18 protein-coding genes are annotated in these 26451 nt (G+C 72.6%); 3 read left to right on the forward strand and 15 right to left on the reverse strand.

All coding sequences use genetic code 11. The features are described 5' to 3' along the window. Positions 1-4 precede the first annotated feature (4 nt). From KAK07_RS05805 to KAK07_RS05850, 10 genes are all read right to left on the reverse strand, one after another. Complete coding sequence (locus KAK07_RS05805; RefSeq protein ID WP_210851022.1) at positions 5-1360, reverse strand: GH1 family beta-glucosidase; 1356 nt, start codon at positions 1358-1360, stop codon at positions 5-7. Beyond that, positions 1357-2082 carry a GDSL-type esterase/lipase family protein gene (locus KAK07_RS05810; RefSeq protein WP_210851023.1) on the reverse strand — a complete coding sequence of 242 codons (726 nt, stop codon included), beginning with the start codon at positions 2080-2082 and terminating at the stop codon, positions 1357-1359. Before KAK07_RS05810 ends, KAK07_RS05805 begins: the two co-directional genes overlap by 4 nt. Beyond that, a complete protein-coding gene (locus tag KAK07_RS05815) occupies positions 2079-3392 on the reverse strand; it encodes a GDSL-type esterase/lipase family protein (protein ID WP_210859502.1) in 1314 nt (437 codons plus the stop codon). The genes KAK07_RS05810 and KAK07_RS05815 overlap by 4 nt, the downstream gene beginning before the upstream one ends. After that, positions 3389-5773 (reverse strand): glycoside hydrolase family 95 protein, encoded by a 2385-nt coding sequence (locus KAK07_RS05820; protein ID WP_210859503.1) that lies wholly within the window; start codon positions 5771-5773, stop codon positions 3389-3391. Before KAK07_RS05820 ends, KAK07_RS05815 begins: the two co-directional genes overlap by 4 nt. Then, positions 5770-7947 (reverse strand): WD40/YVTN/BNR-like repeat-containing protein, encoded by a 2178-nt coding sequence (locus KAK07_RS05825; protein WP_210859504.1) that lies wholly within the window; start codon positions 7945-7947, stop codon positions 5770-5772. The genes KAK07_RS05820 and KAK07_RS05825 overlap by 4 nt, the downstream gene beginning before the upstream one ends. Beyond that, positions 7947-9602 carry a DUF5597 domain-containing protein gene (locus KAK07_RS05830; RefSeq protein ID WP_210851027.1) on the reverse strand — a complete coding sequence of 552 codons (1656 nt, stop codon included), beginning with the start codon at positions 9600-9602 and terminating at the stop codon, positions 7947-7949. Before KAK07_RS05830 ends, KAK07_RS05825 begins: the two co-directional genes overlap by 1 nt. 19 nt (positions 9603-9621) lie before the next feature. Continuing rightward, on the reverse strand, positions 9622-12627 hold the full coding sequence (locus KAK07_RS05835; RefSeq protein ID WP_210859505.1) for a TonB-dependent receptor: 3006 nt from the start codon (positions 12625-12627) through the stop codon (positions 9622-9624). A gap of 70 nt (positions 12628-12697) precedes the next feature. Next, a complete protein-coding gene (gene xylA / locus KAK07_RS05840) occupies positions 12698-14017 on the reverse strand; it encodes a xylose isomerase (protein WP_210859506.1) in 1320 nt (439 codons plus the stop codon). Between the two features lie 49 nt (positions 14018-14066). Continuing rightward, entirely contained in the window at positions 14067-15596 is a 1530-nt protein-coding gene (gene xylB, locus KAK07_RS05845; RefSeq protein WP_210859507.1) for a xylulokinase, read from the reverse strand. Continuing rightward, positions 15593-16813: an ROK family transcriptional regulator gene (locus KAK07_RS05850; protein WP_210851031.1), complete on the reverse strand. Its 1221-nt coding sequence runs from the start codon at positions 16811-16813 to the stop codon at positions 15593-15595. The genes xylB and KAK07_RS05850 overlap by 4 nt, the downstream gene beginning before the upstream one ends. A gap of 143 nt (positions 16814-16956) precedes the next feature. Between KAK07_RS05850 and KAK07_RS05855 the strand changes: the two genes are divergently transcribed. Together KAK07_RS05855 and KAK07_RS05860 are read left to right on the forward strand one after the other, a co-directional pair. Continuing rightward, the gene (locus KAK07_RS05855; RefSeq protein WP_210851032.1) at positions 16957-18465 is read left to right on the forward strand and encodes a tryptophan halogenase family protein; all 1509 of its coding nucleotides are present in this window, start codon (positions 16957-16959) and stop codon (positions 18463-18465) included. Between the two features lie 12 nt (positions 18466-18477). Further along, a complete protein-coding gene (locus tag KAK07_RS05860; RefSeq protein WP_210851033.1) occupies positions 18478-18828 on the forward strand; it encodes a hypothetical protein in 351 nt (116 codons plus the stop codon). On the opposite strand, the gene KAK07_RS05865 is transcribed toward KAK07_RS05860, so the two are convergent. From KAK07_RS05865 to bla, 3 genes are read right to left on the reverse strand one after another with little or no spacing between them, the layout of a single operon-like run. Next, entirely contained in the window at positions 18774-20330 is a 1557-nt protein-coding gene (locus tag KAK07_RS05865; protein ID WP_210859509.1) for a GGDEF domain-containing protein, read from the reverse strand. The genes KAK07_RS05860 and KAK07_RS05865 overlap by 55 nt on opposite strands. A gap of 57 nt (positions 20331-20387) precedes the next feature. Further along, positions 20388-20969 carry an ABC transporter ATP-binding protein gene (locus tag KAK07_RS05870; RefSeq protein WP_210859511.1) on the reverse strand — a complete coding sequence of 194 codons (582 nt, stop codon included), beginning with the start codon at positions 20967-20969 and terminating at the stop codon, positions 20388-20390. Between the two features lie 19 nt (positions 20970-20988). Next, on the reverse strand, positions 20989-21870 hold the full coding sequence (gene bla / locus KAK07_RS05875) for a class A beta-lactamase (protein WP_210859513.1): 882 nt from the start codon (positions 21868-21870) through the stop codon (positions 20989-20991). Positions 21871-21968: 98 nt separating this feature from the next. Between bla and KAK07_RS05880 the strand changes: the two genes are divergently transcribed. Continuing rightward, entirely contained in the window at positions 21969-22865 is an 897-nt protein-coding gene (locus KAK07_RS05880) for a LysR family transcriptional regulator (RefSeq protein WP_210859515.1), read from the forward strand. Here KAK07_RS05880 and KAK07_RS05885 read toward each other — a convergent pair. After that, positions 22844-24874, reverse strand: a complete 2031-nt coding sequence (locus KAK07_RS05885; RefSeq protein ID WP_210859519.1) for a CHAT domain-containing protein — start codon at positions 24872-24874, stop codon at positions 22844-22846. The two genes, KAK07_RS05880 and KAK07_RS05885, sit on opposite strands and share 22 nt — an antisense overlap. Continuing rightward, entirely contained in the window at positions 24871-26355 is a 1485-nt protein-coding gene (locus KAK07_RS05890; RefSeq protein ID WP_210859521.1) for a metallophosphoesterase, read from the reverse strand. The genes KAK07_RS05885 and KAK07_RS05890 overlap by 4 nt, the downstream gene beginning before the upstream one ends. Between the last annotated feature and the right edge of the window lie 96 nt (positions 26356-26451).

Raw genomic sequence — 26451 nt, forward strand, 5'->3', positions numbered from 1 at the left:
GGTCTCAGAGGATGCGTCGGTGTCGGATCACCTCGGCGTACCAGCGCGCCGAGAGCTTGGGCGTGCGCACCTGGGTCTCAAAGTCGCAATGGACGATGCCGAAGCGCCGCGCGTAGCCGTCCTCCCACTCGAAGTTGTCGATGAAGGACCACAGGAAGTAGCCGTCGATCGGCACCCCATCGGCCAGCGCGCGGTGCACCTCGCGGAGGTGGTTGCGCACGTAGTCACGCCGGTGCAGGTCGATCACCTCGCCACCCTCCACCGGCTCCGCATCGTAGCCGCAGCCGTTCTCGGTGATCAGGATCGAGCGGTGGCCATACAGCTCGCGGCACATGCGCGGCGCCCAGTAGATGGCCTGTGGCACCAGGTTCAGCCAGGGGCTGTCGGCGCGCGGGTAGTTCGCCGGCAGCGACAGGGCCTCGGGCCGGCCATCGGCGCCGGCACGCACATAGGTGGCGGTGTAGATGTTCAGGCCCAGGTGGTCGGTGGGCAGGCTGATCAGGTCGAAGTCGCCCGGCTCGACATGCGGTGCCGCGTCGCCGACGCGGGCCAGGTACTCGGCCGAGTAGCCGCCGCCATGGATGGCCCCCAGGATGTGGGCGTTCTTCTGGACGAACCAGGCGGTGGCGGCGGCGATGTCGGCGGGGGTCTCGGTCACCGGCACCGCCACGTCGCAGTTGTCGGTCAGGCCGACCTGGGCGTCGTCGCTGCCGTGCAGGCGCACCGCGCGCACCGCCAGGCCATGGGCCAGCAGCGCGTGGTGGATGGTCTGGTTGACCACCTGCTCGGGCTCGCGCCGGCCCGGCGCCTTGCTGCCCACGCCGTAGGCCAGCCAGGTGAAGCAGCGGATCTCGTTGAGCGTGATCCAGTGCCGCACCCAGGGCGACAGCGCCTTGACCACGGTGTCGGCGTAGTGGGCGAAGGCCTCGACGGTGCTGCGCACGGTCCAGCCGCCCTCGTCCTCCAGCGCCTGCGGCAGGTCCCAGTGGAACAGCGTGACCCAGGGGGTGATGCCGTGGCGGTGCAGGCTGGCCAGCAGGCGGCGGTAGAAGTCCAGGCCGGCTGGGTTGGGCTCACCGCGGCCCTGCGGGAAGATGCGCGGCCAGGCGATCGACAGCCGGTAGTGGCGGATGCCCATCGAGGCCATCAGCGCGAAGTCCTCGTCGAAGCGGTGGTAGTGGTCGCAGGCGGTGTCCAGCGTGTCGCCGTTGTGCACCGAGCCCGGCACGCGGGCGAAGCGGTCCCAGATCGACTCGCCCTTGCCGTCGGTGAAGGCGGCGCCCTCGATCTGCGCCGAGGCGGCGGCGACACCGAAGACGAAATGGTCGGGGAAGGGGCTGGCGTAGGTCAGGGGGCTCATGGGCAGGATGCGTCCAGGGGGGCGGCCGCCAGCAGGCGGTCCAGGGTGGGATCGATCGCGTCGGCGAGCCGGTGGTAGCCGGCCTCGCTGAGATGCAGCTGGTCCGGCAGCAGCGCGGGGTCCAGCCAGTCGGCGGCGTCGGTCAGCGCTGCGCCGACGTCGAGGAAGTGCACCCGCTGGCCGTCGGCCAGTGCGCGCAGCCGGGTGTTGACCGCCTCGTTGAGCTGGCGCAGCGGCGCCTCCGGCGCGTGCTCGCGCGGCAGCAGGGCCAGCAGCAGCACGCGGCTGGCGGGCAGGCGACGCTGCAGCTCATCGAGCAGGCGCCAGACGCCGGCTGCGGTGCGCGCCGGCGGCGCCTGCAGGTCGCCGCTGTCGTTGGTGCCGATCAGCAGCACCAGCAGCCGCGGCGCCAGGTTGTCTAGTGCGCCATGCTGCAGCCGCCACAGCAGGTGCTCGGTGCGGTCGCCCCAGCAGCCCATGGCCAGCGCCGGCCGCGCGGCGTAGCGGGCCTGCCAGACCGGCTGGCCCACATCGTCCCAGCCGTGGGTGATCGAGTCGCCCAGGAAGACCAGCTGCGGTGCCTGGCCGGCCGCCCGCATGGCCTGGGCCTGCGCGCGCAGCGCGGCATGGCGCGCGGTCCACCAGGGCAGCGCCTCGGGCTTGTCCAGCGGCACCGGGGCCGGCAGCTCGGCCAGCTCGGGCGGGGGTGGCGGCAGGCTCATCGCAGGGGGCCGGCGGACAGCAGCCGCTGCAGCGTGGGGGCCATGCCGTCGGCCCAGCGGCGGTAGCCGTCCTCGCTGAGGTGCAGCAGGTCGGGGAAGATGGCGGTGGACAGGCGGCCATCGGGCTCGGCCAGCACCGGCTGCAGGTCCAGGAAGCTGATCCGCTCGCCATCGGCGAAGCCGGCCAGGTGCTGGTTGAGGCGGTCGTTGAGGCGGCGCAGCCGGGTGCCGGGCTCGGCGTCGCGCGGGAACACCGCCAGCAGCAGCACCCGCGCGGCGGGCTGGCGGGCGCGGATCTCGTCCAGCAGGCGGCGCACACCGGCCGCCGTGGTGGCCGGATCCTCCTGGCGGTCGCCGGTGTTGTTGGTGCCGATCATCAGCACCACCACGCGGGCCTGGAAACCGTCGATCTCGCCGTGCTGCAGCCGCCACAGCACGTTCTCGGTCTTGTCGCCGCCATAGCCCAGGTCCAGCGCGTCAAGCGGTGCATAGCGCTCGTCCCAGATGCGGCGGCCGGCATCCTCCCAGCCGTGGGTGATCGAGTCGCCGATGAAGACCAGCTGCGGCGGGCGGCCGGCAGCCACCGCCTCGCGCACCGCCTGCAGCTTCTTCTCGTGGCGCGGCATCCACCAGTCCATCGCCCAGACCTGGTCCAGCGTGACCGGCGTGACCGATTCGCTGCGGTAGTCGGGGCAGCCGGTGCTGGGGCGGCCCTGGCGCACCAGGCGCACGCGCGCCACCTGCACCGTGCCGCTGCCGCTGCTGTCGAGGAAGAAGGGCTGGGCGATCGCGCGGAAGTCGGCACCGTCGCGCACGAAACAGCGCAGCGGCAGCGCCAGCTGCTGCCAGTCCTGGCCCTGGGCCGCGCGCGAGGCGCGCAGCAGGTTGACCTTGCGCACGCAGTCGGGGCCGCAGGCCATGCCCACATGCAGGCCGGCGCGGGCCATGTCGTCGCTGCGCCAGTCCAGTTCCAGCGTCGCGTCGTCCAGCGCGCCACGCAGGTCCAGCGGCTGCGTCAGGTGCAGGCGCAGCGCGGCATACCAGGCCTCGCGCCACTGCAGCGTGAGGCTGCCGTCGGTTTCGCGGCGGGCGCGCACGTCACTGGCGGGCACGCGCGGCTGGGCCGGCTTGGGGACCACCACGGTGTCGCCGACCAGCGGCGTGGCGGCCTCCATGTCGGCCACCTCCCAGCGGGCACCGGGCATCAGCTCGGTCACGTCGCCGGTCGGCGCGCGGCCGGCGGGCAGGCTGCTGCAGGCGCTCAGGCCGACCAGCGCGGCCAGGCAGATCAGGGGGTGCAGTGGGCTCATGGTGCGGTGCTGAACTGTTCAGGCGAGAGGGTACGGCGCTCGCCGGCGGCCAGCCGCAGTTGCAGCCGGCGCTCGCCCCAGCGCAGCTGCACCGGGCCGGCACGTTCGGCCTGCAGCGTCACCGACTGCAGCTGGCCGCCCCGCCAGGCCAGGTCCACGCCCAGCGCGCCGCGGGCGCGCAGGCCGCGCACCCGGCCGTCGGGCCAGGCCGGCGGCAGGGCGGGCAGCAGCGTGATCTCGTCCTCGTGCGACTGCAGCAGCATCTCGCAGAAGGCCGCCACCGCGCCGAAGTTGCCGTCGATCTGGAACGGCGGGTGGGCGTCGAGCAGGTTGTCGTAGGTGCCGCCGGCGTTGTTGGCTTCGCTGAAGCGACCGGCCTGCTCGGCGGCGCGGGCGCCGGGCGTGGCCAGCAGGCCGCGCAGCATGCGGTGGGCGCGCGCGCCGTCGTGCAGGCGGGCCCAGAAGGCCATCTTCCAGGCCATCGACCAGCCGGTGCCGGCGTCGCCGCGCGCCTGCAGCGAGGTGCGCGCCGCTGCGGCCAGCGCGGGCGTGCGGATGGGCGAAATCTGCCAGCCCGGGTACACGGCGAACAGGTGCGAGACATGGCGGTGGGTGTCCTGCGGCGTGTCCAGCACCGGGTCGTTCTTCTCGTCCAGCCACTCCAGCAGCTGCCCCCAGCGCCCGATGCGCGGGCCGGCCAGGCGATCGCGCGTCTCGCGCAGGCGGCGTGCGAAGGCGGTGTCCTGGCGCAGCAGCCCGGCGGCGCGGGCGGTGGCGTCGAACAGCGCCCAGAGGATCTGCTGGTCGTAGCTGACGCCGTCTTCCTGCGGCCCGTGCTCGGGCGACCAGCCCATGGGGGCCACCAGGCGGCCGTCGGGCAGGGTCTTCAGGTGGTCCAGCCAGAACAGGCAGACCTCCTTCATCAGCGGGTAGGCGCGCTGTCGCAGGAAGGCCCGGTCCTGACCGAAGGCAAAGTGCTCCCAGAAGTGCAGCGCGTACCAGGCATTGCCGGTCTTGTTCCAGAGGTAGCCCATGGCGCCGAACGGGCTGGTCTCGGTGCGCACCGTCCAGCCGCGCACCGGCTGGCCGTCGGCGCGCAGGAAACTTTCCTCGACGGTGCGAAAACGCTCGCCCCAGGGCGTGATGCCGGGGCGTTGCAGGCCCGGATGGGCCCGCGCGTCGGCGGCGCGCTCGCGCACCGCGCGGCGGTACATCGGGCGCTGGGCCTCGATGAAGCGCAGCAGCGGCTCCTGCAGCGCCAGCAGGTGGGCCGGCCCGGCCAGCCAGTAGTTCATCTGCAGGTTGATGTTGCTGTGGTAATCGCTGTTCCACGGCGGCGTGAGGCTGTGGTTCCACAGGCCCTGCAGATTGGCCGGCAGCGCATCGCGCGAGCTGGCGGTGAGCAGGTAGCGGCCGTACTGCAGGTACAGCGCCTCCAGCTCGGGATCGGCGCCGTCGGCGGTGTGGGCGTGCAGGCGCTGGTCGGTGGGCAGGGCGCGGCGCGCGGCGTCGGTGGCCCCCAGGTCGATCTCGACGCGGCCCATCAGCGCGGCGATGTCGCGCCGGTGCGCCGAGCGCAGTGCCGACAGGCCCTGGCGCAGCGCCGCGGCCACGCGCGCGGCCACCGCCGGCGCCGGGTCGCGGCCGCTGTCGAAGCGGCGCGCCGCATCGGCCAGGTAGCTGGTGCCGGCCGCCAGCACCAGCGTCAGGGCGTCGCAGCCCTCGAAGACCAGGCTGTCGCCGTCGACGCGCAGGTGCCCGCCCTGGGCCTGCACCGCCACCCGGCTGGCGTAGCGCAGGCGGTTGCGGCTGGGGGTGTCGCCGCTCTGGCCGCCGGCCTCGGGCGGCAGCACCCAGCCGGCCAGGCTGCCGTCGGCGCGCAGCACGCCGGCCTCGGCGCGCAGGCGCGCACCATGGCGGTCGCCCAGGCGGATGCGGCCGCTGTGGCGGCCCGGGGTGTCGGCCTGCAGGTGCAGCACGATGACGCCGGCCGGGTGGCTGGCGAAGGCCTCGCGCGTGAAGTGCACGCCGTGTTGCGTGTACTGCACCCGGTGGGTGGCGTCGCTCAGGTCCAGCGAGCGCTCGTAGTCCTGCACTGGCGCGTCGCCGCCGTCCAGCTCGACCCACAGGTCGCCAAAGGGCTGGTAGGCGCCCATCTGGCGGTCGTCGCCGCTCCACAGCGTGATCTCGTTGAACTGCAGGCGCTCGCGCGCGGGCTGGCCGAACAGCATCGCGCCGACGCGGCCGTTGCCAATGGGGAGGGCCTGGCGCTCCCAGCCGTCGGCGGTCTCGGGCGCGGGCGCGGTGTAGCGCAGGCGCAGCTCGGCCGCGCCGACACCCAGCGCCCACAGCAGCCCCAGCAGCGCCAGCAGGGCCTTCATCCGGCCCCTCCGGTGCGCGGCCGGCCCATGACCACGCCGCGGCCGTGCGGCGCCAGGTAGACCGTGCCGTGCTGCAGCGGGTCGCCCTCGATCGACAGCAGGCGGCCGTAGCGGTGCTGCGGGTCGTCGATGCGCAGCCAGCTGCGGCCCTCGTCGTCGGAGCGGAACAGGCCCTCGGCGCCGTCGCCGCGCAGCTGGCCCCACAGGAACAGCGCTGGCTCGCGACGGCCCGGTGCGGGCGCGCCGGTGGTGATGCACCACGCCGCCTGCACCGTGGGCAGCGGGCGCGGCCGGCCCTCGCCGCCCAGGAACCACAGGCCGTCGGGCAGCGCCAGCCACAGGGCGCGCGGCGCGGCCGGCGAACAATGCAGCTGGGCGGATTGCCAGTCGGCCAGCACCGGCAGGCCGGTGATGATGGGCGTGAAGCGGGCGCCACCATCGGTGCTGCCCAGCACCTGGCCCCGATCCGGGTCGAAAGCGTAGAAGACGCCCTCGACGCTGCGCTCGGCCACCGGCGCGCCGCGCGCCGGCCAGCCCTCGCAGGGCGCCCAGCGGCGGCCGCGGTCGGCGCTGGTCACCGCGCCGCGGCCCGCCAGCGCGCAGAGCCAGAAGCCGCCGCGCGCCGACACCGCCAGCTCGCCGGCCAGCGGGCGCTGGCCACCCTGCGGTGCGAAGGGCGCGGTGGGAAACGGGCGCCAGCTGGCGCCGCCGTCGGCGCTCCAGTAGCCCCCGGTGGCGGCCTGGTCGGCGGTGCGCACGACGATGGCCGGGGTCTGCCAGGCGGCATCGACAGCGCGGTTGGTCTCGCGGCAGGGTTGGAACAGGCCGGCCGACGGCGCGCGCGCGGTGTCCTCCCAGGCGCCGCCGCCAACATCACCCATCGCGGCCAGCAGCGTGGCGCCGCCGGACGGACTGCGCAGGCCCAGCACCGCGGTCTCCTCCAGGCCATCGACCTCGAAGCGCCAGTCGATGCGCGGCGCGCGCAACTGGTCGGTCATCCACAGACCATAGCCGGTGCCATAGACGGCGCGGTCGCCCTGGAAGGGGTCGATCTTCAGGTCGGCGATCCAGTGACCCAAGCGGTCGCCATGGCGCCGGTAGTCGGCCGGCCAGGGGTGGCGGCTGTCGTCGTGGCGCGAGCGCGGGCCCAGCGGTTGCCAGTGGACACCGTCGTCGTCGCTGACGAAGAGCTCGTCGCCCTCGGCCCAGCGCTCGATCGTGGCCACCACCAGGCGGCCAGGACGCTGGCGGTCGACGTCCAGGCCGGACCAGCCGAAGCGGCCGGCAGGCCGCGGGCTGATCTCGCTCCAGCGGCCGGCGCTGTCGCGCTTCCAGACGCTGCCGCCGTCGAGCTCGCCCGGGTTGGCCAGCGTGGCGCCGCGCGGCCGCGCGAAGCTGACGTAGAGCGTGCCCTGCGGCCCCAGCACGGCGCGCTGCGGCACCTGGCCGGGCGCCACGGGCTCGCGCTCGAAATGATCGCCGCCGTCGCTCGACACCCACAGCCCCGGTTGGTCGTGGCAGCCCACCCACAGGCGGCGGCAGGGCTGGCCGGCGCCGCCGCTGGTCGGGTCCAGCAGCACCAGCGTGGGCTGCTGGCCGGGACAGCCCGCCACGCGGCTGAAGCGTCGGCCGTGGTCGTCGCTGCGGTGCAGACCATCGCGGGCGCTGCCCAGCCACAGGCGCTCACCGCGCCAGGGATCGACCTGCAGCCGCTCGCCGCTGCCGCGGCCGGGCTCGTTGCCGCCCAGGCCGATGCCCAGTTCATGCACCTGCCAGCGCGCACCGCGGTCGTGGGAGGCGAGCAGCGCGCCGGTGCGCGACCAGCGGCCGGTGTAGAGCCCGCAGGCGGCGTACAGCCGGTCCGGGTCGGCGGGGTCGACGGCGATGGACAGTACGCCCATCAGGTCGGCGTCGGCGCGGCCCAGGTGGTCCAGCAGGGGCAGCCAGCGGCCGGCCGACGGGTCGTGGCGGTACAGGCCGCCGATGTCGGTGCGGGCGTACAGCAGACCGCGCTCGCGCGGGTGGAAGACAAAGCCGTCGACGAAGCCGCCCCCGCCAAAGGGCAGGCTGCGCCAGTCGTAGGCCGCAGCGGCTGGCGCCTGGGTGCGGCCGATCAGGGGCGTGGCCAGGCAGGCCGCGACGCCTTGTCGCAGCAGGTCTCGGCGGCGGGTCATCAGTGCGGTCCCTTGTCTGGCAGGCGTGCCATGCGCACGCGCAGCACCACCGGCGTGGCCGGCAGGTTCAGGCCGTAGTCGACCTGGTCGCCATTCCAGCGGCGCTCGCTCACCCAGCGGCCCTGCGCGTCGAATCGGCCCTGCTCGGCCGACAGCAGCACGGCGCGCTCGGCCGGTTGGGTCGGCTCGATGCGCACGCGGGTGCGCTGACCCACCAGGATGAACTCGTCATCACCGATCTGCGCCACGGCCGCGCCGCCGGTGCGCGCGCCCGCCCAGGGCGGCGGCGGGGCGCCCGGAAACCAGGCCTTCTCGCCGAACATCCACTCGCCGAAGGCCAGGCGCAGCTGCCAGCCCTGGAGCGTCAGACGGCGCTCCTGGCCGTCGTCGGGCTCACTGGCGCCGGCGGTGCGGCCCTCCAGCGCCCAGCGCGCCCAGGACCGCTGCATCGGCGCGAAGGCCGCATACACCTGGGCAAAGGGCTGGACCATGCTGCGGTCGGTGGCCATGGCGCCCAGCGGCGCATTGCTGTAGTTGAAATAGTCGATGCCGAAGGGCACCACACCCAGGCTGCCGCGGCCCAGGATGGCCCACAGGTAGCGCGCATAGGCCGGGGCGTTGCTGATCTCGGGAATGAACAGCGGGTTGTCGCGGCGCTGGAACTGGCCCAGCGTGGCCTCCACCTTGGGCGTTTCGGCGTGGTAGAGGTCGGCGCCCACCACGTCGATGTGCGGGGCGGCGGCCTTGTAGATGGCGATCACCTCGGGCGTCGGGCCGCCGGCGGCGAAGTTGTTCTTCCAGGGCTGGGGCGGCTGCTCCAGCGGGTCGCGCAGCGCGGCGTTCACGTACATCGGCAGATCGTGCTCGCGGCGCCCCGAGGCCGCGACGGTGTCGATGTAGCGGGCGATGGCCCAGGCGTGGAAGTACTCGTCGGCGTAGTCGCCGTAGACCTCGCGCCAGGTGCCGCTGGCGGGCCGGCCGGGCAGGGCCGGCTGGCGCGCCAGCACGGCGCTGGGCACCGGCTGGGCGAAGGCGGCCTCGGCCTGGGGACCGTGGTCGCGCGCCAGCCCGTGGGTGCCGACCTCGTTCTCGACCTGCACCATGATCACGGTGTGCCGTTGGCCGTCCACCTTCTTCAGGTGGGCCATCAGCGCCGTGAAGGCGCGGCGGTCGCGGTCAAGCGTGGCCTCGCCGAAGGGCGACAGGCAGTAGCTGGCCTGGCCCTGGGCATCGACCATCGGCGGGAAGCGCTTCGGGTCCAGCTTCACCCAGGCCGGCGTGTACTGCGCGCTGGTGTTCTTCCAGGTGCCGAACCACAGCAGCACCACCCGCAGCCCGCGCTGGCGCGCCTGCGCCAGCAGGGTGTCGACGAAGCGGAAGTCGAAGCGGCCCTCGACCGGCTCCACCTGCTCCCAGGCCACCGGCACCGACACGGTGTTGGCGCCCAGATCCTTCACGGCCGGCCACACCTGCGACAGGGCCGCGGGGTAGTTGCTGCTGTTGTGGACCTGGGCGCCCAGCATCAGGTAGGGCTGGTCATCCACCACCAGGGCCGCGCGACCGTCCCGGTGCACCAGGTGCGGCGGCGAACCCGCCGCCGCGCTGGTGACCAGGGCGGCCAGCGCCGTGGCCCGGAGCATGCGCAGTGCAGACATGGCGCAATGGTGCCCTGGATCAGAACGTGTAGCGCGCCGTGACCGTGTAACGCGGGCCGGTGTAGAACAGGCCGCGCGTCATGTAGCCGATGTGCTGCTGCATCAGCTGGCGCTGGCGCGCCGAGGTCAGGTTCTGCGCCTCCAGGCCCAGGGTCAGCTGGTCGTTGAGCAGCTTGTAGAACACGCCGCCGTCGACCTGGCCATAGGCGTCCGCCCACACCGGCAGGCCCCAGGCCACGTTGCGCTGGCCGACCGTCGGGCTGTTCGGGTTGGTGTCGGTGCCGTCGCCACCCTGCGTGCCATTGACGTTGACCGCCTGCAGGTACTTGCCGCGCCAGCTGTAGGCCAGGCGCGCCGACAGCGGCCCCTGGTCATACATCAGCGCCAGCGAGAAGGCGTTGCGCGAGAGGTTCTGCAGCGGCAGGTCGCCGAAGCTGCGGCCGTCGGTGTCGCAGCCGTTGAGGTTCAGGTTGAAGTTGGTGGCCGAGTTGCCGCCGCTGCAGTAGGCGGCGTTGACCGGGTTGTAGAGCTTGGTCTTGCTGTCGACGTAGGTGTAGTTGGCCTGCACGCCGAAGCCCGACATCCAGCCCGGCAGGCTGTCGAAGTAGGTCTGGAAGGCCAGCTCGAAGCCGCGCGCATAGCCCTTGGCGCCGTTGACCGGGCTGGTGACGACGAAGGTCTGCGGGTTGCCGCTGGTGTCCGGGATCTGGAAGGCGGTGGACTGCCGGATGATGACGTCCTTGAGCTCCTTGTCGAACAGCGCCACGGTGAACGAGCCGGCCTTGCTGAAGTACCACTCGGCGGTCAGGTCGGCCTGGGTGGACCTGATCGGCTTGAGCATCGGGTTGCCCAGCGCCTCGCCGGTCTGCGTGACCGAGGTCACGACGGTGCCGTTGCGCTGCACGTCCTGGCTCAGCTTGGTGTAGGCCTGCATGTCGGTGAAGTCGGGGCGCGACATCGCCTTGGCCAGCGCGAAGCGGAACTGCAGATCACTGCCCGCCTTCATGCGCAGGTTCAGGCTGGGCAGGACGTTGGTGTAGGTGTTCTCGAAGTCCACCGGCTTGTTGTAGGCGGCGATCACCGGCACCGTCACGCCGCTGTCGGTGGGCGAGTTCTTGCTGCCGTCGAAGGCGACGTAGCCGTGCGCGGTGACCTTGGTGTTGACCAGACGCACACCGATGTTGCCGTCGACCGGGTACTTCCAGTCGTCGAAGCCGAAGCGCAGCTGCGCGTAGGCCGCCTGCGAGCGCTCCTGCAGCACGTTGGTGCCCGGGCTGTTGGCGTCCTCGGAGATCGACTCCGGCGAGAAGACGAAGGGCCAGCCGTCGCAGGTGGGGTTGTTGGCGCCCAGCTGCTTCTTGCAGTGGTCGCGGGTGTAGCCGTAGAGCGTCTGGTAGCTGGCCGGGAAGCCCTGGGCCAGCGAGGAGTTCGGGAAGATCACGGCCGGCGGCGCGGAAACGCTGCCGCCGAAGAAGTTGCCGAACTGCTGCAGGTGGGTGTTGCCCGGGTAGTCGCTCAGGTAGGCCGGGCCGCCAGCGGTCCAGGGCTGGGTCAGGGCCTGCCAGTGGTAGTTGCTGGGGTTGCGGTAGGACAGGGCCTCGCGGTCGTTCAGGCGGATGCCGAAGCGCAGGTCCTGCAGCACCGGGTCGTCGAAGGTGTACTTGGCGTCCGCGCGGCCGGCCTTCTCGGTGGCCTTGCTGCGGTCCAGGTGCTCCATCGTGAAGGCCCAGTAGTAGTTCTTCGGGTCGGCCAGGTGGGCGCGGTCGGCGGCGTCGAAGATCAGCGTCGGCGTGGCGCCGCGCAGGTCCAGCGTCTCCTTGGGCATGCCCACGCCGGTGGCGACGGTGGAGTCGAAGCCGTCGGTGCGGGCGCGGATGTACTGCAGGTCGGTGCTGAAGCTCCAGCGGTCGCTGGCCTTCCACTTGGCCTTCCAGGCGAACTCCTCGGTCTTGGAGTCGCGGGTGGCAAAGCGGGTGTCGTTGTTGAAGTTGAACAGGCCGCCGTTGTCGGTGGTGGTCAGCGTGCCATAGACCAGCGCGCCCTTGTCGTTGAACTGGCCGTTGGTGACGGTGACCGAGTAGGGGTTCTGCTGGGCGAAGATCGCCTGCTCGTCCCACTGCATGTGGTACTTCGACTGGAAGTAGGTCAGCGCGGTCTCGAAGTCGTTCTTCTTCCACTGCAGCGCACCGTACAGGCCGTCACGCTGACGCTCGAACTCCAGCGTGCGCCACTGTGCGCCCTTGGGGATCCAGACCGTCGTCGCCGGGTCCTGGCCGGCATAGGCGTCGGTGCGCGGGTAGTAGGGCTCGACCTGGAAGAAGTCGGAGCGGGTGCGGCTCTCGGAATGCGCCAGGTTCAGCAGCGCGCCGAACTGGCCGAGGTCGGTGTCCCAGCGGTTGCTCAGCAGCAGCGAACCCGAGGGCGACTGCTTGCTGTTGAGCTTGTTGTAGGTGTTCTCCAGCGACACCGCACCCTTGAAGCCCTTGAAGTCCAGCGGCAGTGCGGTGCGCAGGTTGACCAGACCGCCGACGGCGCCCTCGATCTGTTCGGCCGAGGGGTTCTTGTAGACGTCCACGCCGGCCATCAGCTCGGGCGGCACGTCCTCGAAGTTCAGCGCGCGGCCGCCGTTGGCCGAGAAGGAGTCGCGGCCGTTGAGCTCGGAGCGCACCCAGGACAGGCCGCGGATCGAGACGCCCGAGCCCTCGACCGAGTAGTGCTCGGGATCGCCCTTGGCCATGGTGCGGTCCATGGTGACGCCCACCACGCGCTGCAGCACCTCGGTGATCGAGCGGTCGGGCAGCTTGCCGATGTCGTCGGCGACGATCGAGTCGACGATCTCGTCGGACTCCTGCTTGATCTTCTGCGCGCTTTGCAGGGCGGCGCGCTGGCCCGTGACGACGATCGCGGTGGCGGCACTGGCGGCGGGGGCCGGGGCAGGCGCCTGCTGGGCGCTGGCCAGGCCGGTCCACATCAGGGCCACCTGGGCGGCCGCGAGCGAGAGCGCCGTGCGCTGGGGTTTCTTCATGGCTTGTCTCCGGTTGCTGTGTCGAGAGGGTGGGGCGGTGCGGCTGTCTCGCCGCTCGGTGAAAGTCGGCTCAGGGTTCGCAGAAGCGATTGACGAGGTTCTCCAGGTATTCCTGGCGGCCCGACACCGGCGCGGTGTCGGTGTTGTGTTGCAGCACCGCGTCGGCCAGGTCGGCCAGCGTCAGCTGTCCGCCCAGAATGGCCTGGCCACGTGCGCTGTCCCAGCCGGCGTAGCGCTGCGCCAGCGCGGCCTGCAGGCGGCCGTCGGTGATCATCTTCTCGGCCACCAGCAGCGCGCGCGCGCAGGCGTCCATGCCGCCGATGTGGCCGTGGAACAGATCGGCCGCGTCGATCGACTGGCGGCGCACCTTGGCGTCGAAGTTCAGGCCGCCAGTGCCCAGGCCGCCGGCCTGCAGGATGTGGTAGAGCGCCAGCGCCAGCTCGGGCACGTTGTTGGGGAACTGGTCGGTGTCCCAGCCCAGCTGGGGGTCACCGCGGTTCATGTCGATGCTACCCAGGATGCCCAGCGCGGCGGCGGTGGCGATCTCGTGCTCGAAGCTGTGACCCGAGAGCGTGGCGTGGTTGGCCTCGATGTTGACCTTGATCTCCTTGTCCAGGCCGTGGCGGGCCAGGAAGCCGTAGACCGTGGCGGTGTCGAAGTCGTACTGGTGCTTGGACGGCTCGCGCGGCTTGGGCTCGATCAGCAGCGTGCCGGTGAAGCCGATGCGGTGCTTGTGCTCGACCACCAGGTGCAGGAAGCGGGCGAACTGGTCGAGCTCCTGGCCGACGCGGGTGTTGAGCAGGGTCTCGTAGCCTTCGCGGCCGCCCCACAGCACATAGTTCTCGCCGCCCAGGCGCAGCGTGGCGTCCAGGGCGTCGCGCACCTGCAGCGCGGCCAGCTCGAAGATGCGCGGATCGGGGTTGGTGGCGGCCCCCGACATGAAGCGGCGGTGGCTGAACAGGTTGGCCGTGCCCCACAGCAGCTTCATGCCGGTGCGCTGCTGGTGCTCGCCCAGCACATCGACCATGCGCAGGAAGTTCTCGTGGCTCTCGCGCGGGGTGGCGCCTTCCGGGGCGACATCGCGGTCATGGAAGCAGTAATAGGGCGCGCCCAGGCGCTCGAAGAAGTCGAAGGCGGCCTGCGCCTTGCGCTCGGCCAGCACCATCGGCGCCGCGCCCTCGAACCAGGGGCGCTCGAAGGTGCCGCCGCCGAAGGGGTCCAGGCCGGTCCAGCAGAAGCTGTGCCAGTAGCAGACGGCAAAGCGCAGGTGATCGGCCATGCGCCGACCCAGCACCAGGCGGTCGGCGTCGTAGTGGCGGAAGGACAGGGGGTCCTCGCTGGCCGCTCCGGCAAAGCGGATGGGCGGGATGTCCTGGAAGTAGCTGCTCATGGGTGGCTTCAGTGGGCTTTAGCGTTAAATCAGCGGCTTGAAAAGAGGCTCAGGCGGTCATCGCGAGCGCCTGCCGCGGTGTCGTGGACGGTGCGCGCAGGCGCTGGTACAGGCTCTGGAAGCGGGCGCGCCGCTCGGCCAGGCGCGCGGCGGCGCCGGGCGTGGGGTGGAAACGGGCCGTCACGGCCAGGGGGGTGCAGACGCGGGCCGGGTCGGCGCCGGCGGCCAGCCAGCCCAGGCGGGCGGCGCCCAGCGCGGCGCCGGTCTCGGCGCCGTCGAGCTGACGCAGCTCCAGCCCCAGCACATCGGCCAGCAGCTGGGCCCACAGCGCGCTGCGGGCGCCGCCGCCCACCAGCGCCAGCGGGCCGACCTCGGTGCCGGCGGCGCGCAGCGCGTCGAGGGCATCGGCCAGACCGAAGGCCACGCCTTCGAGCACTGCGTAGCCGCCGTGCGCGCGGGTGCTGGCGTGGGTCAGCCCGTGCAGCACGCCGGGCGCGAAGGGATCGTTGTGGGGCGTGCGCTCACCGGCCAGGTAGGGCAGGAACAGCGGCGCCTCGGTGCGCTGGGCGGGACTGAGCCGGGCCACCTCGTCGAGCAGCGTGGTTTCGTGACCGGCGCCGCTGAACGACGTGAACCAGCGCAGGCAGCTGGCCGCCGACAGCATCACGCCCATCTGGTGCCAGCGCTGCGGCAGCGCGTGGCAGAAGGCGTGCACGGCGCTGGCCGGGTTGGGGCGGTAGCGGTCGTTGACGACGAACAACACGCCCGACGTGCCCAGCGACAGGAAGCCCTGCCCCGGCTCGGTGGCGCCGATGCCGATGGCGCTGGCGGCGTTGTCGCCGGCCCCGCCGGCGATCACCACGCCCGCCGGCAGGCCCCAGGCGGCTGCCAGCGCCGGCCGCAGCGTGGCCGACGGCGCGCCGCTGTCGACCAGGCGCGGCATCTGGGCGCGGCTCAGGCCACACGCGGCCAGCAGTTCGTCGGACCAGTCGCGCCGGGCCACGTCCAGCCACAGCGTGCCGGCGGCATCAGAGGCCTCGCTGACCTTGTCGCCCGACAGGCACCAGCGCAGATAGTCCTTGGGCAGCAGTACGCTGCGGATGCGCGCGAACAAGGCCGGCTCATGGCGCTTCACCCACAGCAGCTTGGGCGCGGTGAAGCCCGGCATCGCCAGGTTGCCGGCGATGGCATGCAGGTTGGGCGCGCGGGACGACAGCTCGGCACACTCGGCGTGGCTGCGGCCGTCGTTCCAGAGGATGGCCGGACGCAGCACCATGTCGTCACCGTCCAGCAGCACGGCGCCGTGCATCTGGCCGGACAGGCCGATCGCGCGCACCGCGGCAAAGGCCTGCGGATGGGCCGCGCGCAACTCGGCCACCGCCAGCTGGGTGGCGTTCCACCAGTCCTGCGGCAGCTGTTCGGACCACAGCGGCTGCGGCTGCGACAGCGACAGCGGCGCCCCCGCCTGGCCGATCACGCTGCCCTGCGCATCCAGCAGCAGCAGCTTGACCTCGGAGGTGCCCAGGTCGATGCCCAGCGAGCAGCCCTCGGCCGGATGCAGCGGTGCGCCCGCGCTCATGCGGCGTCCTTCAGCGCGGGCATGGTCAGCGGCCGGGTCAGGCGGTAGCGCGCCAGCGCCGCCGCACCGATGGCCACCGCGTCGGCGCCATGGCGGCTGATGCGCAGCGCCGGCGGGGCCAGACCGGCAGCGGCGGCGTGCTCGGTCAGCGTGCGCAGCGCGGGCTGCAGGAAGGGATCGCCCAGGCTGACCAGCGCGCCGCCCAGCACGATGCAGCCGGGGTCGTAGGCCGCAGCCAGGTTCTGCAGCAGCACGCCCAGGTAGGCGCCTGACCTGGCGACCGCGCGCAGCGTGCCGCGCTCGCCCGCCTGCACCCGCGCCGCCAGCACCGACAGGTGGCGCTGCTCGTCGTCGTCGGACTGCGGGCCCAGCATCGCGCGCAGGCCGATCAGCGCTTCGGCACAGCCACGGCGACCACAGCTGCAGGGGGGGCCGTTGAGCTGTAGCACGATGTGGCCGACCTCGCCGGCAAAGCCGCGGTGCCCGGTGAGCAGGCGCTCGCCCACCACGACCCCGGCGCCAACGCCCTCGTTGAGGCTGACGTAGAGCAGCGGATCGGCCACCTCGTGGCGATTGAACTCGAGCTCGCCCAGCGCCGCGACATCGGCCTCGTTCTGCACGAACAGCGGCACGCCATCCAGCGCGGTGCCGGCCAGGCGTTCGCCGAGCAGGGCGCCGACGGGCACATCGCGCCAGCCCAGGTTGGGGGCGAAATGCAGGTGGCCGCTGGCCTCGTCGACACCGCCGGGCAGCCCGATGCCGATGCCGATGATGTGCTGGCGCGGCGTGTCGATGCGCTGCGCCAGCTTCAGCATCGTCTGGGACAGCTGGCCCAGGCAGGCTTTGGCACCACGGCCGGGCGTCATGGGCACCGAGGCCGACTGCTGCACCTCGCCGGTCAGCGACGTCAGCACCAGGCGCAGCGACTCGATGCCGACCTCCACGCCCAGCAGCAGCTTGCGCTCGGGGTCGACGAACAGCGGCGTCGGGCGCCGGCCCAGCTCGCCGGTGGCCACCACCTCGCGCTCGACCAGCCAGCCCTCGTCCAGCAGCTCGCGCGCCAGGGTGCTGACCGTGGACTTGGTCAGGCCGACGGCCGCCGCCAGCTCCACCCGGGACAAACCCGGATGGGTGCAGAGGTGGCGCACCAGGGACATGCGGTTGATGCCCTTGAGCAGTTGCTGGTGGCCGGCGGCGTGGGTGAGATCGGCGAGCAAGACAGGAGGCCGGTAGGACGATGGCAGAATCGTGGGGCGACTATAGTTCGATCGTCGAACGAATCAATCCAGGGGAAATACCAAGCCACCACCAGGCGCCTTCGGGCCCATGATGGCGCCCCGTCACACCCCCTGCGCGCCCCATGCACGACCCCCAGGCCCTGCGCAAGATCGTCATCCTCGGCGGCGGCACCGCCGGCTGGATGGCGGCGCTGCCGCTGGCGCAGCGCCTGCGGCGCGGCGGTGCGGCGCCGGTGATCGAGCTGGTGGAGTCGGCCGAGATCGGCACCATCGGCGTCGGCGAGGCCACGCTGCCGCCGATCCGCTTCTTCAATGCCAGCCTGGGCCTGGACAACGCCGAGTTCATTCGCCGCACGCAGGCCAGCTTCAAGCTGGGCATCGAGTTCGCGGACTGGGGCAAGGTGGGTGAGTCCTTCTTCCACGGCTTTGGCGACCATGGCCCGCCGATCGACACCCGCTCGTCCTACGCCTACTGGCTGCGCCTGCGCCACGAAGGCGCGATCGGTGCGCTGGCCGACTGGTCGGTGCCCACCGAGATGGCGCGCCAGGGCCGCTTCACGCCGCCGCTGGAGGGGCCGCCCAGCGCCGCCAATGCCTACGCCTACGCCTTTCATTTCGATGCCGGCCTGTACGCCGCCTACCTGCGCGAGCACGCGCTGGCCGCCGGCGTGGTGCGCACGGAGGGCCAGGTGGTCGAGGTCGAGCGCCGGCCTGGCGACGGCTTCGTCAGCGCCCTGCGCCTGGCCGATGGCCGGCGTGTCGAGGGAGACCTGTTCATCGACTGCTCGGGCTTTCGCGCGCTGCTGATCGAGGGCGTGATGCAGGCCGGCTTCGAGGACTGGAGCCACTGGCTGCCCTGCGACCGCGCGCTGGCCGTGCCCAGCGGCCGCATGGCGCAACTGCCGCCCTTCACCCGCAGCGCCGCCACCCCGGCCGGCTGGACCTGGCGCATCCCCCTGCAGCACCGCACCGGCAACGGCCATGTCTACTGCAGCCGCTTCATGGACGACGACGAGGCCGCGCGCCTGCTGCTGGCCGGCCTGCCGACGCCGGCCACCGATGTGCCGCGGCCGATCCGCTTCACCGCTGGCCGGCGGCGCCGGTGCTGGGTGGGCAATGTGGTGGCGGTGGGCCTGTCCTCGGGCTTCCTCGAACCCTTGGAGTCGACCAGCATCCAGCTGATCCTGGACGCGGTGGGCCGGCTGCTGATGCTGCTGCCCGACCGCAGCTTCGAGCCACACCTGGCGGCCGAGTTCAACCGGCTGATGGCGCGCCAGTACGAATCCATCCGCGACTTCATCATCCTGCACTACACGCTGAGCCGGCGCGATGACCAACCGTTCTGGCGCGAACTGCGCACGATGCCGCTGCCCGACACGCTGGCGCACCAGATCGCGCTGTTCCGCGACAGCGGCCGCGTGGCGGTGCTCGACCCGGACGGTTTTGCCGAGCCCTCGTGGGTGGCGATCATGAACGGCATGGGCGTGCTGCCGCGGCGCCACGACCCGCTCACGCACGGCATCGACGCGGCAGCGCTGCGCGGCCACTTCGCGCGGCTGCGCGAGGCCATTGTCGGCACGGTGCGGACAATGCCCAGCCATGACGCCTTTCTGGCCGCGCTGGCCGCCTGACAGCCTGAGACCATGATTCCTGCGCTCAACGGCTTTCGCTCCACCACCGGCATCGCAGTGGCGCGAGCCCGTCCGGCGCCGCGGCCGCGGCCGCCGCAGCCGGCCCGCTTCCGCCCGGCCGAGCGCGCACTGCTGCTGGCGCAGCCAGGCATCGGTCGGCGCACGCTGGCCGTGCTGGAGGCGGCTGGCGTCGGCTCGCTGTTGGAGCTGCTGCTGCTGGAGCCGGCGGAGATTGCCGGGCTGGCGCTGACCCGGCCGGCACCGCTGCTGCAGTTCCTGGATGGCTGCCGCTCGGCCGAACTGGTGGTTCAGTCGCTGGTAGCCACCCGCACGCAGTCGCGTCCTGCCGCCTTGGCGGCATAGAGGGCCGCGTCAGCGGCGGCCAGGCCGTCGGCGGCGCTGGCATGGTCGGCCAGATCGGCCAGGCCGACACTCACCGTCACCCGCAGGCCCGAGGCCAGGACGCCCCAGTCCTCGGCGGCCACCTGGGCGCGCAGGCGCTCGGCCACCTGGCGCGCGGCCGGCAGGTCCAGCGCGGGCCAGGCCAGCACGAACTCCTCGCCGCCGAAGCGGGCGCACAGGTCGGCGTCGCGCGCGCCGGCCTGCAGCAGTTGCGCCAGGCGGCGCAGCACCGCATCGCCCACCAGGTGCGAGTGCCGGTCGTTGATCTGCTTGAAGTGGTCGATGTCCAGCAGTGCCAGCGGCAGCGGCCGGCCCCGCTCGCGCGCCTGGGCATGCCAGGGTGCCAGGCGCTGGTCCAGGTAGCGGCGGTTGCCCAGGCCGGTGAGGGCGTCCGCCAGGGCCTCGCGGCGGGCGCGCTCCAGTTCCACCCGCAGCGCCAGCGCGGCGGCCTTGCGCTGCGCCAGGTCGACCGCGCATTCCTCGCGCAGCGCATGGAAGCGCTTGTGGTGCTGCAAGGCTTCACGCCAGTGAGCGCCGGCTTCCTCGATCGCGCAGGCCTGTTCGTGCAGGGCCGCGGCGCGCGCCTTGGCCCCCAGGGCGGCGCAGGCCGCCAGGCCGTCGTTGATGGCGCGCCGCGCGGCCGCCAGATCCCCTGCGGCGGCGTGCAGCCGCGCCAGCCAGCCGGCGGCATGCGGCAGGCTGCTGCGGTCGGGCCAGGCCGCGACGATGCGCGCCTGGCGCGCGAACACCGCCAGGGCCTCGTCGCGCCGGTCGCGCAGGACCAGCGACGCGCCCAGCGCCACCAGCAGGTGTGGCAGCGTCAGCTCCTGGTCATGGGCGCAGGCCAGCGCATCGGCCTCGGCGGCCAGCTGGTCCAGCTCGGCCCAGGCCGCGGCGGCGGTGTCGGGGTGCTGGGTCTGCGCCGCCTCGCCGCGGGCCAGCACACGGCCGGCCAGGTTGGTCAGCGCGATCAGGCGCAGGTCCACGCAGCCGCTGCGGCGGGCGCTGTCCAGGGCCTGGCGCTGGTAGGTTTCGGCGGCCTCGGCCTGGCCCAGGTCGGCATGCACCAGGCCCAGCAGGTTGAACAGGTGCAGCTGCAGGCGCGGCTCGGCGGGCGACAGGCGGTGCACCGCCTTCAGCTCGGCAAGGGCCTCGTCCAGATCGCCCAGCGCCCAGCAGATGCGAGCCCAGGCCAGGCCGGCGTGGGCGGTGGCGGGGGCGTCGCTGGCCAGGTCGGCCGCGGCGCGCGCCTCGCTGGCCAGGCGCGAGGCCTGGGCCAGGTCATTGCGCCGGTAGTGGCCATGCGAGGCGATGGCCAGCGCCTGCGCCTGCAGGTGGGCAGGCAGGCCGGGGTGTTGCAGCAGGGCCTGCAGACAGGCGTCGGTGGCCGCGTGCTCGGTGCGGTCCACGCTGTCCTGCAGCGCGCGCAGCAGGTCGGCGGGGGCGGCGGGGAGCGCGATCATGCCAGCGATTGTCGCGGGTCGACCCCCGCCGGGCGAGCGCTGCCGCGGCCCCGGCGCTCAGTCGCCAAGGTACCAGTGGTGGGCCAGCGGCACCCCGTCCAGGCCGGGTGGCAGCAGGTAGTCGGCCACGACCCAGGCGCTGCGCGCGCTCTGGGCCGCGTCGCCCAGCAGTTCATCGACCACGCGGCAGGAGCGCGCATCCAGCGCCGCCCAGGGCTGGTCGAGCAGCACCAGATCGGCGCCACTGGCCGCAGCGCCCAGCAGACCCAGCTTGCGGCGGCTGCCCCGCGAGAGCATGTACAGCGGCTTGGGCAGGTGCTCGTCCAGGCCCAGCGCCTGGGCCAGCTCGGCGGCCACGGTCGCGTCCCAGCCGGGGTGGGCGGCGCAGCGCGCGGCCAGCCAGTCGGTGGCCACCACGGCGTCGTCGGCAGGGTCGTCGGTCGGGGCGTACCAGACCGGGCCGTGCTGCCGCTCGATCCGGCCCTGCGCCGGCGCCACCTCACCGGCCAGCAGGCGCAGCAGCAGCGTCTTGCCGCGGCCTTCGCCGCCGGTGATGGTCGACAGCCCCGGGCGCAGCTCGGCCGTCAGGCCCTGCAGCGGGCCCAGGCAACAGTCCACCAGGCGCAGCCGTGTCGTCATCGCCGTGATTGTGGCCTGCTCAACGGCTGGCCAGCCGGCCCACCGCCGCCAGCACCGCCTCGTCCTGCGGGCGGGGGTCGCGGCTGCCGCGCTGCGGGCCCTCGTAGTAGACCGCCACCACGCGCGGCGCACGGCCGCCGGGGGGCCAGACGATGCCGACGTCGTTGAGGCGGTCGGGCAGGCCGTCGTCCAGGCCGGTGCCGGTCTTGTGGCCCAGGGTCCAGCCGCTGGGCAGTCCGGCGCGCAGGCGGCGTGGGCCGGTGCGCGTGGTGCGCATCCAGCCCAGCAGGCGATCGCGGCTGCTGGCGCTGTGCAGGTCGCCCCTGAGCAGTCGGGTCAGGTTGGCGGCGATGGCGGCCGGCGAGGTGCTGTCCTGCGCCTCGCCGGCGCGGACCTGATTCATCGCCGGTTCGGTGCGGTCCAGGCGCGTGACGCTGTCGCCCTGCCGGCGCAACCAGTCGGTCAGTGCGGCGGGCCCGCCCAGATGGCGCAGCAGCAGGTTGGCGGCCAGGTTGTCGCTGTGGCACTGGGCGGCTTCGGCCAATGCCGACAGCGTCATGCCGGCGCGTGCATCGTGGGTGGCGGTGACGGGGCTGTTCGGCACGGCGTCGGCCGCCTGCCAGTGCAGGCGGTCGTCGAGCCGCCAGCGCCCGGCGTCGGCTTCGGCCAGCACGGCGGCCGCCAGCCACAGCTTGAAGGTGGAGCACAGCGCGAAGCGCTCATCGGCGCGGTGCGTCAGGCCCGGGCCACCGCCCAGGTCCTGCATCACCACGCCCAGGCGGCCGCCGTGGCGGCGCTCCAGGGCGGCCAGGGTGTCGGGGGCGGCCTGTGCGCTGCCCAGGCCCAGGCTGCCCAGGCCGGCCAGGGCCTGTTGCAGCACGCGGCGACGGGATCTGTCCATAGCTTTCCTCATCAATGGGGGGTGGTGCGGCGGTATTCTTGGGCTCCTGTCATCCCTTGCCCAACGACATGTGCTGGGCACTGGCATGAGGAAATCTCATGGCATTGACCCATCTGTCACTGAACCACCTGCATGCGTTCGCGGCCGCCTCGCGGCACCTGAACTTCACCCGCGCGGCCGACGAGCTGTGCGTGACCCAGGCCGCGGTGAGCCACCAGATCAAGGCGCTGGAGGCGCAGATCGGCCAGCGCCTGTTCCTGCGCACCGCGCGCGGCCTGCAGCTCAGCGACGAGGGCGCGCGCCTGGCGCCGCTGGTGCAGCAAGCCTTTGCGCTGCTGGACAAGGCGGTGCAACTGCTGGACGAGCGCTCCCCGCCCGAGCGCCTGACGGTGGCCGTGGTGGGCACCTACGCCCAGGGCTGGCTGCTGGAGCGGCTGCCGCAGTTCCAGGCCGAACACCCGCACATCGAGCTGCGCCTGCAGACCCACAACAACAAGCTGGACCTGGCCACCGAAACCATCGACGCGGCGATCCGCTTTGGCGACGGCGCCTGGCGCAGCACCCACGCCGTGCCACTGCAGGCCGCGCCGCTCACCCCCTTGTGCGCGCCCGCGCTGGCCGCCACGCTGGCGCGCCCCGCCGACCTGCGCCGCTGCACGCTGCTGCGCAGCTACCGCACCGAGGACTGGCCCGCCTGGTCACGCGCCGCCGGCCTGGAGCCGCTGAACGCCCGCGGTCCGCAGTTCGATTCGTCGGTGCTGATGGTGCAGGCGGCGCTGCTGGGCAGCGGCGTGGCGCTGGCCCCGGCGGCCATGTTCCCCCGCGAGCTGGCCGAGGGGCGGCTGGTGCAGCCCTTCGGGGTGGCGGTGGACGTGGGGCGCTACTGGCTGACGCGGCCGCTGGGGCGGGAGCCTTCTGCGGCGCTGCGGGCGTTTGAAGCCTGGCTGCAGGCCGAGGCGGTCCGCGACGGCGCTCAGCCGCCCGCGCTGAGCTGATCCACCGCCAGCTGTGCCAGCGCGCTCCAGCGATCGTCGGCCCACTGCTCGCAGTAGCGCTGGAACTGGCGCCGGGTGGATTGCACCGGGAACGGATCGGAGCCGGCCGAGGCGATGATCGCCTGGCAGGCCTCGGTGATCGTGTTCTGGGCCTGGCCCAGGCGGAACTGTCGACCGGCATACACGCTGCCCAGCATGGTCAGCTCGGCCACCGTGCCCCAGGCCCAGGCCAGGTCCTTGCCCTTGGCGCTCAGCTGCTCAAGGCGAGCCAGTTGCGTTGTGAGCTCCCAGCGCAGCTTGCCGGCCGAGACCAGGGCCGCCAGCGCGGCCTTGTCACCGCGGGCGGCGATCACGCCCATCGACAGGTACTGGGTGCTGACCCAGTGGTTGTGCGGCTCCTCGCGCGAGGCCTCCAGGTAAAGGTCTCGGGCGCGCCGGTAGGCCTCCTGAGCACGCGGGTCAGGGGCGCCGGTGTCTGCATCCTTCTGCGCAGTCTCGGCATCGGCCACGCGCTGGTAGGCAATCCCCAGGCGCTTTTCGCTGGCGGCCGTCATGCCCAGCCATTCGGCCCGCAGGGCACGGCGCGCGCGCTCGCTGCTGAAGCTGGCATCGACCCGGTCGGCGGCCGCTGTCTGGCGGCGCAGCATCTCGCGGATGTCCTCGGCCTGCGGCGCGATGCGCGCGCGCAGCTCGGCGCCGGTGGTGCCCTGGGCCAGCATCTCGTCGATCATCGAGAAGCGGGCCTCCAGCAGCGCGCGCGTCTGGCGCTCGCGGAAGTCGGCCACCTGGCGGTCCAGGTCGAAGGGAATGGTGGCATAGGCCACCAGGCTGGCCCAGTCGAAGGTGTCGGGCACCTCGGCGGCCAGGCGGCGGCGCACCTCCAGCAGCACACGACGCGGGTCGTGTCCGACCAGCACGCCGGCATACAGCGACTCGGCCAGCAGCACCGACGCGTCCATCCACAGCGGGAACTGCGAGGCCACCACCCAGGGCACGCCGGCTTCGTGCAGCTCGTGAGCCAGGCTGCCACCGGGCATCAGCACCGAATCGACCGCGCCCGAGTCGCAGGTGGCCAGGCTGACCAGGGTGGGCATGCAGTTGTCGTCGGCATCGATGCCACCGCGCAGTGCGCCCACCAGCTGGGCTGCGTCCACCGTGGCCAGTGTCAGCGGTTCGCCGTCGCGGCACAGGGCCATGCCGTAGCGGTCGCCACCGGCCATCTGGATCGGTAGGCCATGGGCCAGGATGTGGACATGGGTGAAGGACTGGCTGCGGCAGGCCTCGGTGAGCGAGCGCAGGCTGGCATTGGGCAGCACGTGCAGCAGCTCGCCCACCTTGAGCAGGCGTTCCTTCTTGTTCTTCTCGGGGTCGGTCTCGGTGCTGCGCCGCACCAGCGGCTCGATCGCCCGGCGCAGCGCATTGAGGTGTTCCTGGGCCGGCACCGGTGCCAGACCGCCGGGCGACGCAAAGGCGAACAGCACCTTGGGCGGGCGGTTCCAGCGCACGGCAGCGCGCTGCGCGCGGCGCACCTCGCGCGTGACCACCATGGGCGAGTGCAGCAGCATCGGCTTGTTGCCGCCGGGGAAATGGTCGGGGGCCACCACCGCCTCGAAGGGCAGCATCGACAGCTCCAGCGCCGACAGCGCCAGCTGCACATGCAGCAGCGGCTCCTCGTCGCGCGTCATCGCCGCGTACAGCGAGGGCACCGTGCCCAGCACCTGTCCCAGCGGCTCGCCCAGGTCGCGCAGCACCGCCTCGCGCTCCATTGCCGGCATCGTCCTGTCGGCCTGGCGCAGGCGTCCCAGGCGCGACAGCAGCTGCCGGTGCTCGAACGGGAAGTACAGCGTCTGCGGCGGCGCGTTGCCGCTGAGCGCCAGGTAGGGCGTGATCGGCGACATCAGCTGGTTGTGCGCCGGGCCCTGGCGCAGCAGCTCGAGCTTGAAGGGGTGCACGCGGGTGGCCGCATGGCGTGAAGCGGCGCAGCGGCTGTCGGCCTTGTCCTGGCTCATGCGAGGGCCCTCGTGTAGCGCTTCAGCGCCTTGCCTTGCTGGCGGCCATCGCCGTTGATCTGCACCAACTGGCCGACCACCTGTTTCCCGTCTTCATCGACCGAGACCTCGATCGCGGTGGTCATGTCCATGACCAGCTTCTCGGCGCCGAAGCTCGCTTGATCCAGATCGCTCATCGCCCCCTTCTCCAGCACCTCCCAGACCGCGCGGAACGAGGCCTCGCTGCGCAGCATGGCCTCGGTGAAACGCATCAACCGGATCCAGGTGCCGCTGTTGAAGTACATGCGCCCGGCGCCCAGGTCGATCGCCCGCGCCAGGTGGGTGTGGCCGGTGATGATGATGTCCACATCGGCGCCCACGGCCTTCAGCACGTCGGAACAGGTGGGGTCGCGGTCGGTGGTGTCCCAGGTCTTGTCGCCCTTGAGCCAGTCGAGCAGCGCGCGGCGCAGCGCCTCGGGCCGGTCGATGCCGCGGATCCAGCCGGTCAGGCGGTCCCAGACCAGGCCGGCGGTGCCCAGCTGGCCTGTCGGGACGCCCGTGGGCGCGGCGGTGGCGTACTGGTCCTCAGCGGCGGACAGCATGTCCTGGGCGGTGTCGCGCGCCGGCGCCTGGCGCAGGTTCGGGCCCAGCAACTGCTCCAGCGTCTGGCTGGCGGGTGCGGCGGCTGGCGCATCGCCGGCCGACAGACGCCTGGGCGCCTGGTACTCGCCCGCGGTCTTCACGCCGACGATGCCCAGCAGATCGCCCAGCTGGTTCATCTTCTCGGGCGCCATCACCAGCAGCGTGCCCACCGCGGCCTGGGTCTCGGGCTTGAGCAGGTCGATCCACGGGTACTGCTTCTTCACGCTGTTCATCACCTCCTTGACCATGCGCGTGCCGGCGTTGGGCGTCCACTCGGCGGGCTCCATGCGCTGGCCGGCGTTGAGCCGGCGGCCGGCGCGGGCCAGGTCTTCGTAGCGGTTGAAGTTCCAGGCATCGACCTCGTTGCCGTGGGTGCAGTAGACGCGCGCGCCGCCCACCAGGCAGGTCCAGCCGCCGCCGGTGGTGGAGAACTCCACCCGCGAGCGCGCCGCCAGGTCGTCGCCCGCCAGCACCTGCAGCAGGTAGCGCTGCACCGGTGGCAGCGCCACCTCGATGTCGTGGTTGCCGATCACCACCACCAGGTGGCGCCCTTCGGTCTTGACGAAGGCCGCCAGCGCCTGCCAGATGCCGCCGAACGAGGGCCCTTCGACGATGCGCTGCAGCGTGGGCAGCGCGTCGTTGATCGCCACATAGCCCTCGATGTCCTCGGCCAGCGTGTCGACCACGTCGCCGTTGAGCACCAGGGCCAGGCGCTGACCGGTGCGCTCGGTGCGCAGGCGGTCGACAAAGCCGGCCAGGCGCGCGGTCTCCTTCAGGATCTGGAAGCCGGGCTTGCCGCCCATGTGGATGTCGGAGATGACGTGGATGGCGTCGAAGCGGGCGATCGGGTCGTTGGTCATGCGGTGTCTCCCTGGGCGCAGTCGCGGCAGCGGCCGATCTTCGCCCAGTGCGCAGGCCTGTCAAGAGCCGGACTGGGGAGAAGGCGTCCCGCAGTT

This window comes from Ideonella alba, assembly GCF_018069875.1.
In the GTDB taxonomy this organism is placed as follows: Bacteria; Pseudomonadota; Gammaproteobacteria; order Burkholderiales; family Burkholderiaceae_C; genus Ideonella; species Ideonella alba.

What these genes read in the sequence shown, in the direction of transcription:
- KAK07_RS05810 (WP_210851023.1), bottom strand. Translation starts at nt 2,082, where the DNA reads ATGAGCCTGCCGCCACCCCCGCCCGAGCTGGCCGAGCTGCCGGCCCCG.
- KAK07_RS05835 (WP_210859505.1), bottom strand. Translation starts at nt 12,627, where the DNA reads ATGAAGAAACCCCAGCGCACGGCGCTCTCGCTCGCGGCCGCCCAGGTG.
- KAK07_RS05890 (WP_210859521.1), bottom strand. Translation starts at nt 26,355, where the DNA reads ATGACCAACGACCCGATCGCCCGCTTCGACGCCATCCACGTCATCTCC.
- KAK07_RS05805 (WP_210851022.1), bottom strand. Translation starts at nt 1,360, where the DNA reads ATGAGCCCCCTGACCTACGCCAGCCCCTTCCCCGACCATTTCGTCTTC.
- bla (WP_210859513.1), bottom strand. Translation starts at nt 21,870, where the DNA reads ATGGACAGATCCCGTCGCCGCGTGCTGCAACAGGCCCTGGCCGGCCTG.
- KAK07_RS05855 (WP_210851032.1), top strand. Translation starts at nt 16,957, where the DNA reads ATGCACGACCCCCAGGCCCTGCGCAAGATCGTCATCCTCGGCGGCGGC.
- KAK07_RS05860 (WP_210851033.1), top strand. Translation starts at nt 18,478, where the DNA reads ATGATTCCTGCGCTCAACGGCTTTCGCTCCACCACCGGCATCGCAGTG.
- KAK07_RS05865 (WP_210859509.1), bottom strand. Translation starts at nt 20,330, where the DNA reads ATGATCGCGCTCCCCGCCGCCCCCGCCGACCTGCTGCGCGCGCTGCAG.
- KAK07_RS05870 (WP_210859511.1), bottom strand. Translation starts at nt 20,969, where the DNA reads ATGACGACACGGCTGCGCCTGGTGGACTGTTGCCTGGGCCCGCTGCAG.
- KAK07_RS05885 (WP_210859519.1), bottom strand. Translation starts at nt 24,874, where the DNA reads ATGAGCCAGGACAAGGCCGACAGCCGCTGCGCCGCTTCACGCCATGCG.
- KAK07_RS05815 (WP_210859502.1), bottom strand. Translation starts at nt 3,392, where the DNA reads ATGAGCCCACTGCACCCCCTGATCTGCCTGGCCGCGCTGGTCGGCCTG.
- xylA (WP_210859506.1), bottom strand. Translation starts at nt 14,017, where the DNA reads ATGAGCAGCTACTTCCAGGACATCCCGCCCATCCGCTTTGCCGGAGCG.
- KAK07_RS05820 (WP_210859503.1), bottom strand. Translation starts at nt 5,773, where the DNA reads ATGAAGGCCCTGCTGGCGCTGCTGGGGCTGCTGTGGGCGCTGGGTGTC.
- KAK07_RS05880 (WP_210859515.1), top strand. Translation starts at nt 21,969, where the DNA reads ATGGCATTGACCCATCTGTCACTGAACCACCTGCATGCGTTCGCGGCC.
- xylB (WP_210859507.1), bottom strand. Translation starts at nt 15,596, where the DNA reads ATGAGCGCGGGCGCACCGCTGCATCCGGCCGAGGGCTGCTCGCTGGGC.
- KAK07_RS05830 (WP_210851027.1), bottom strand. Translation starts at nt 9,602, where the DNA reads ATGTCTGCACTGCGCATGCTCCGGGCCACGGCGCTGGCCGCCCTGGTC.
- KAK07_RS05825 (WP_210859504.1), bottom strand. Translation starts at nt 7,947, where the DNA reads ATGACCCGCCGCCGAGACCTGCTGCGACAAGGCGTCGCGGCCTGCCTG.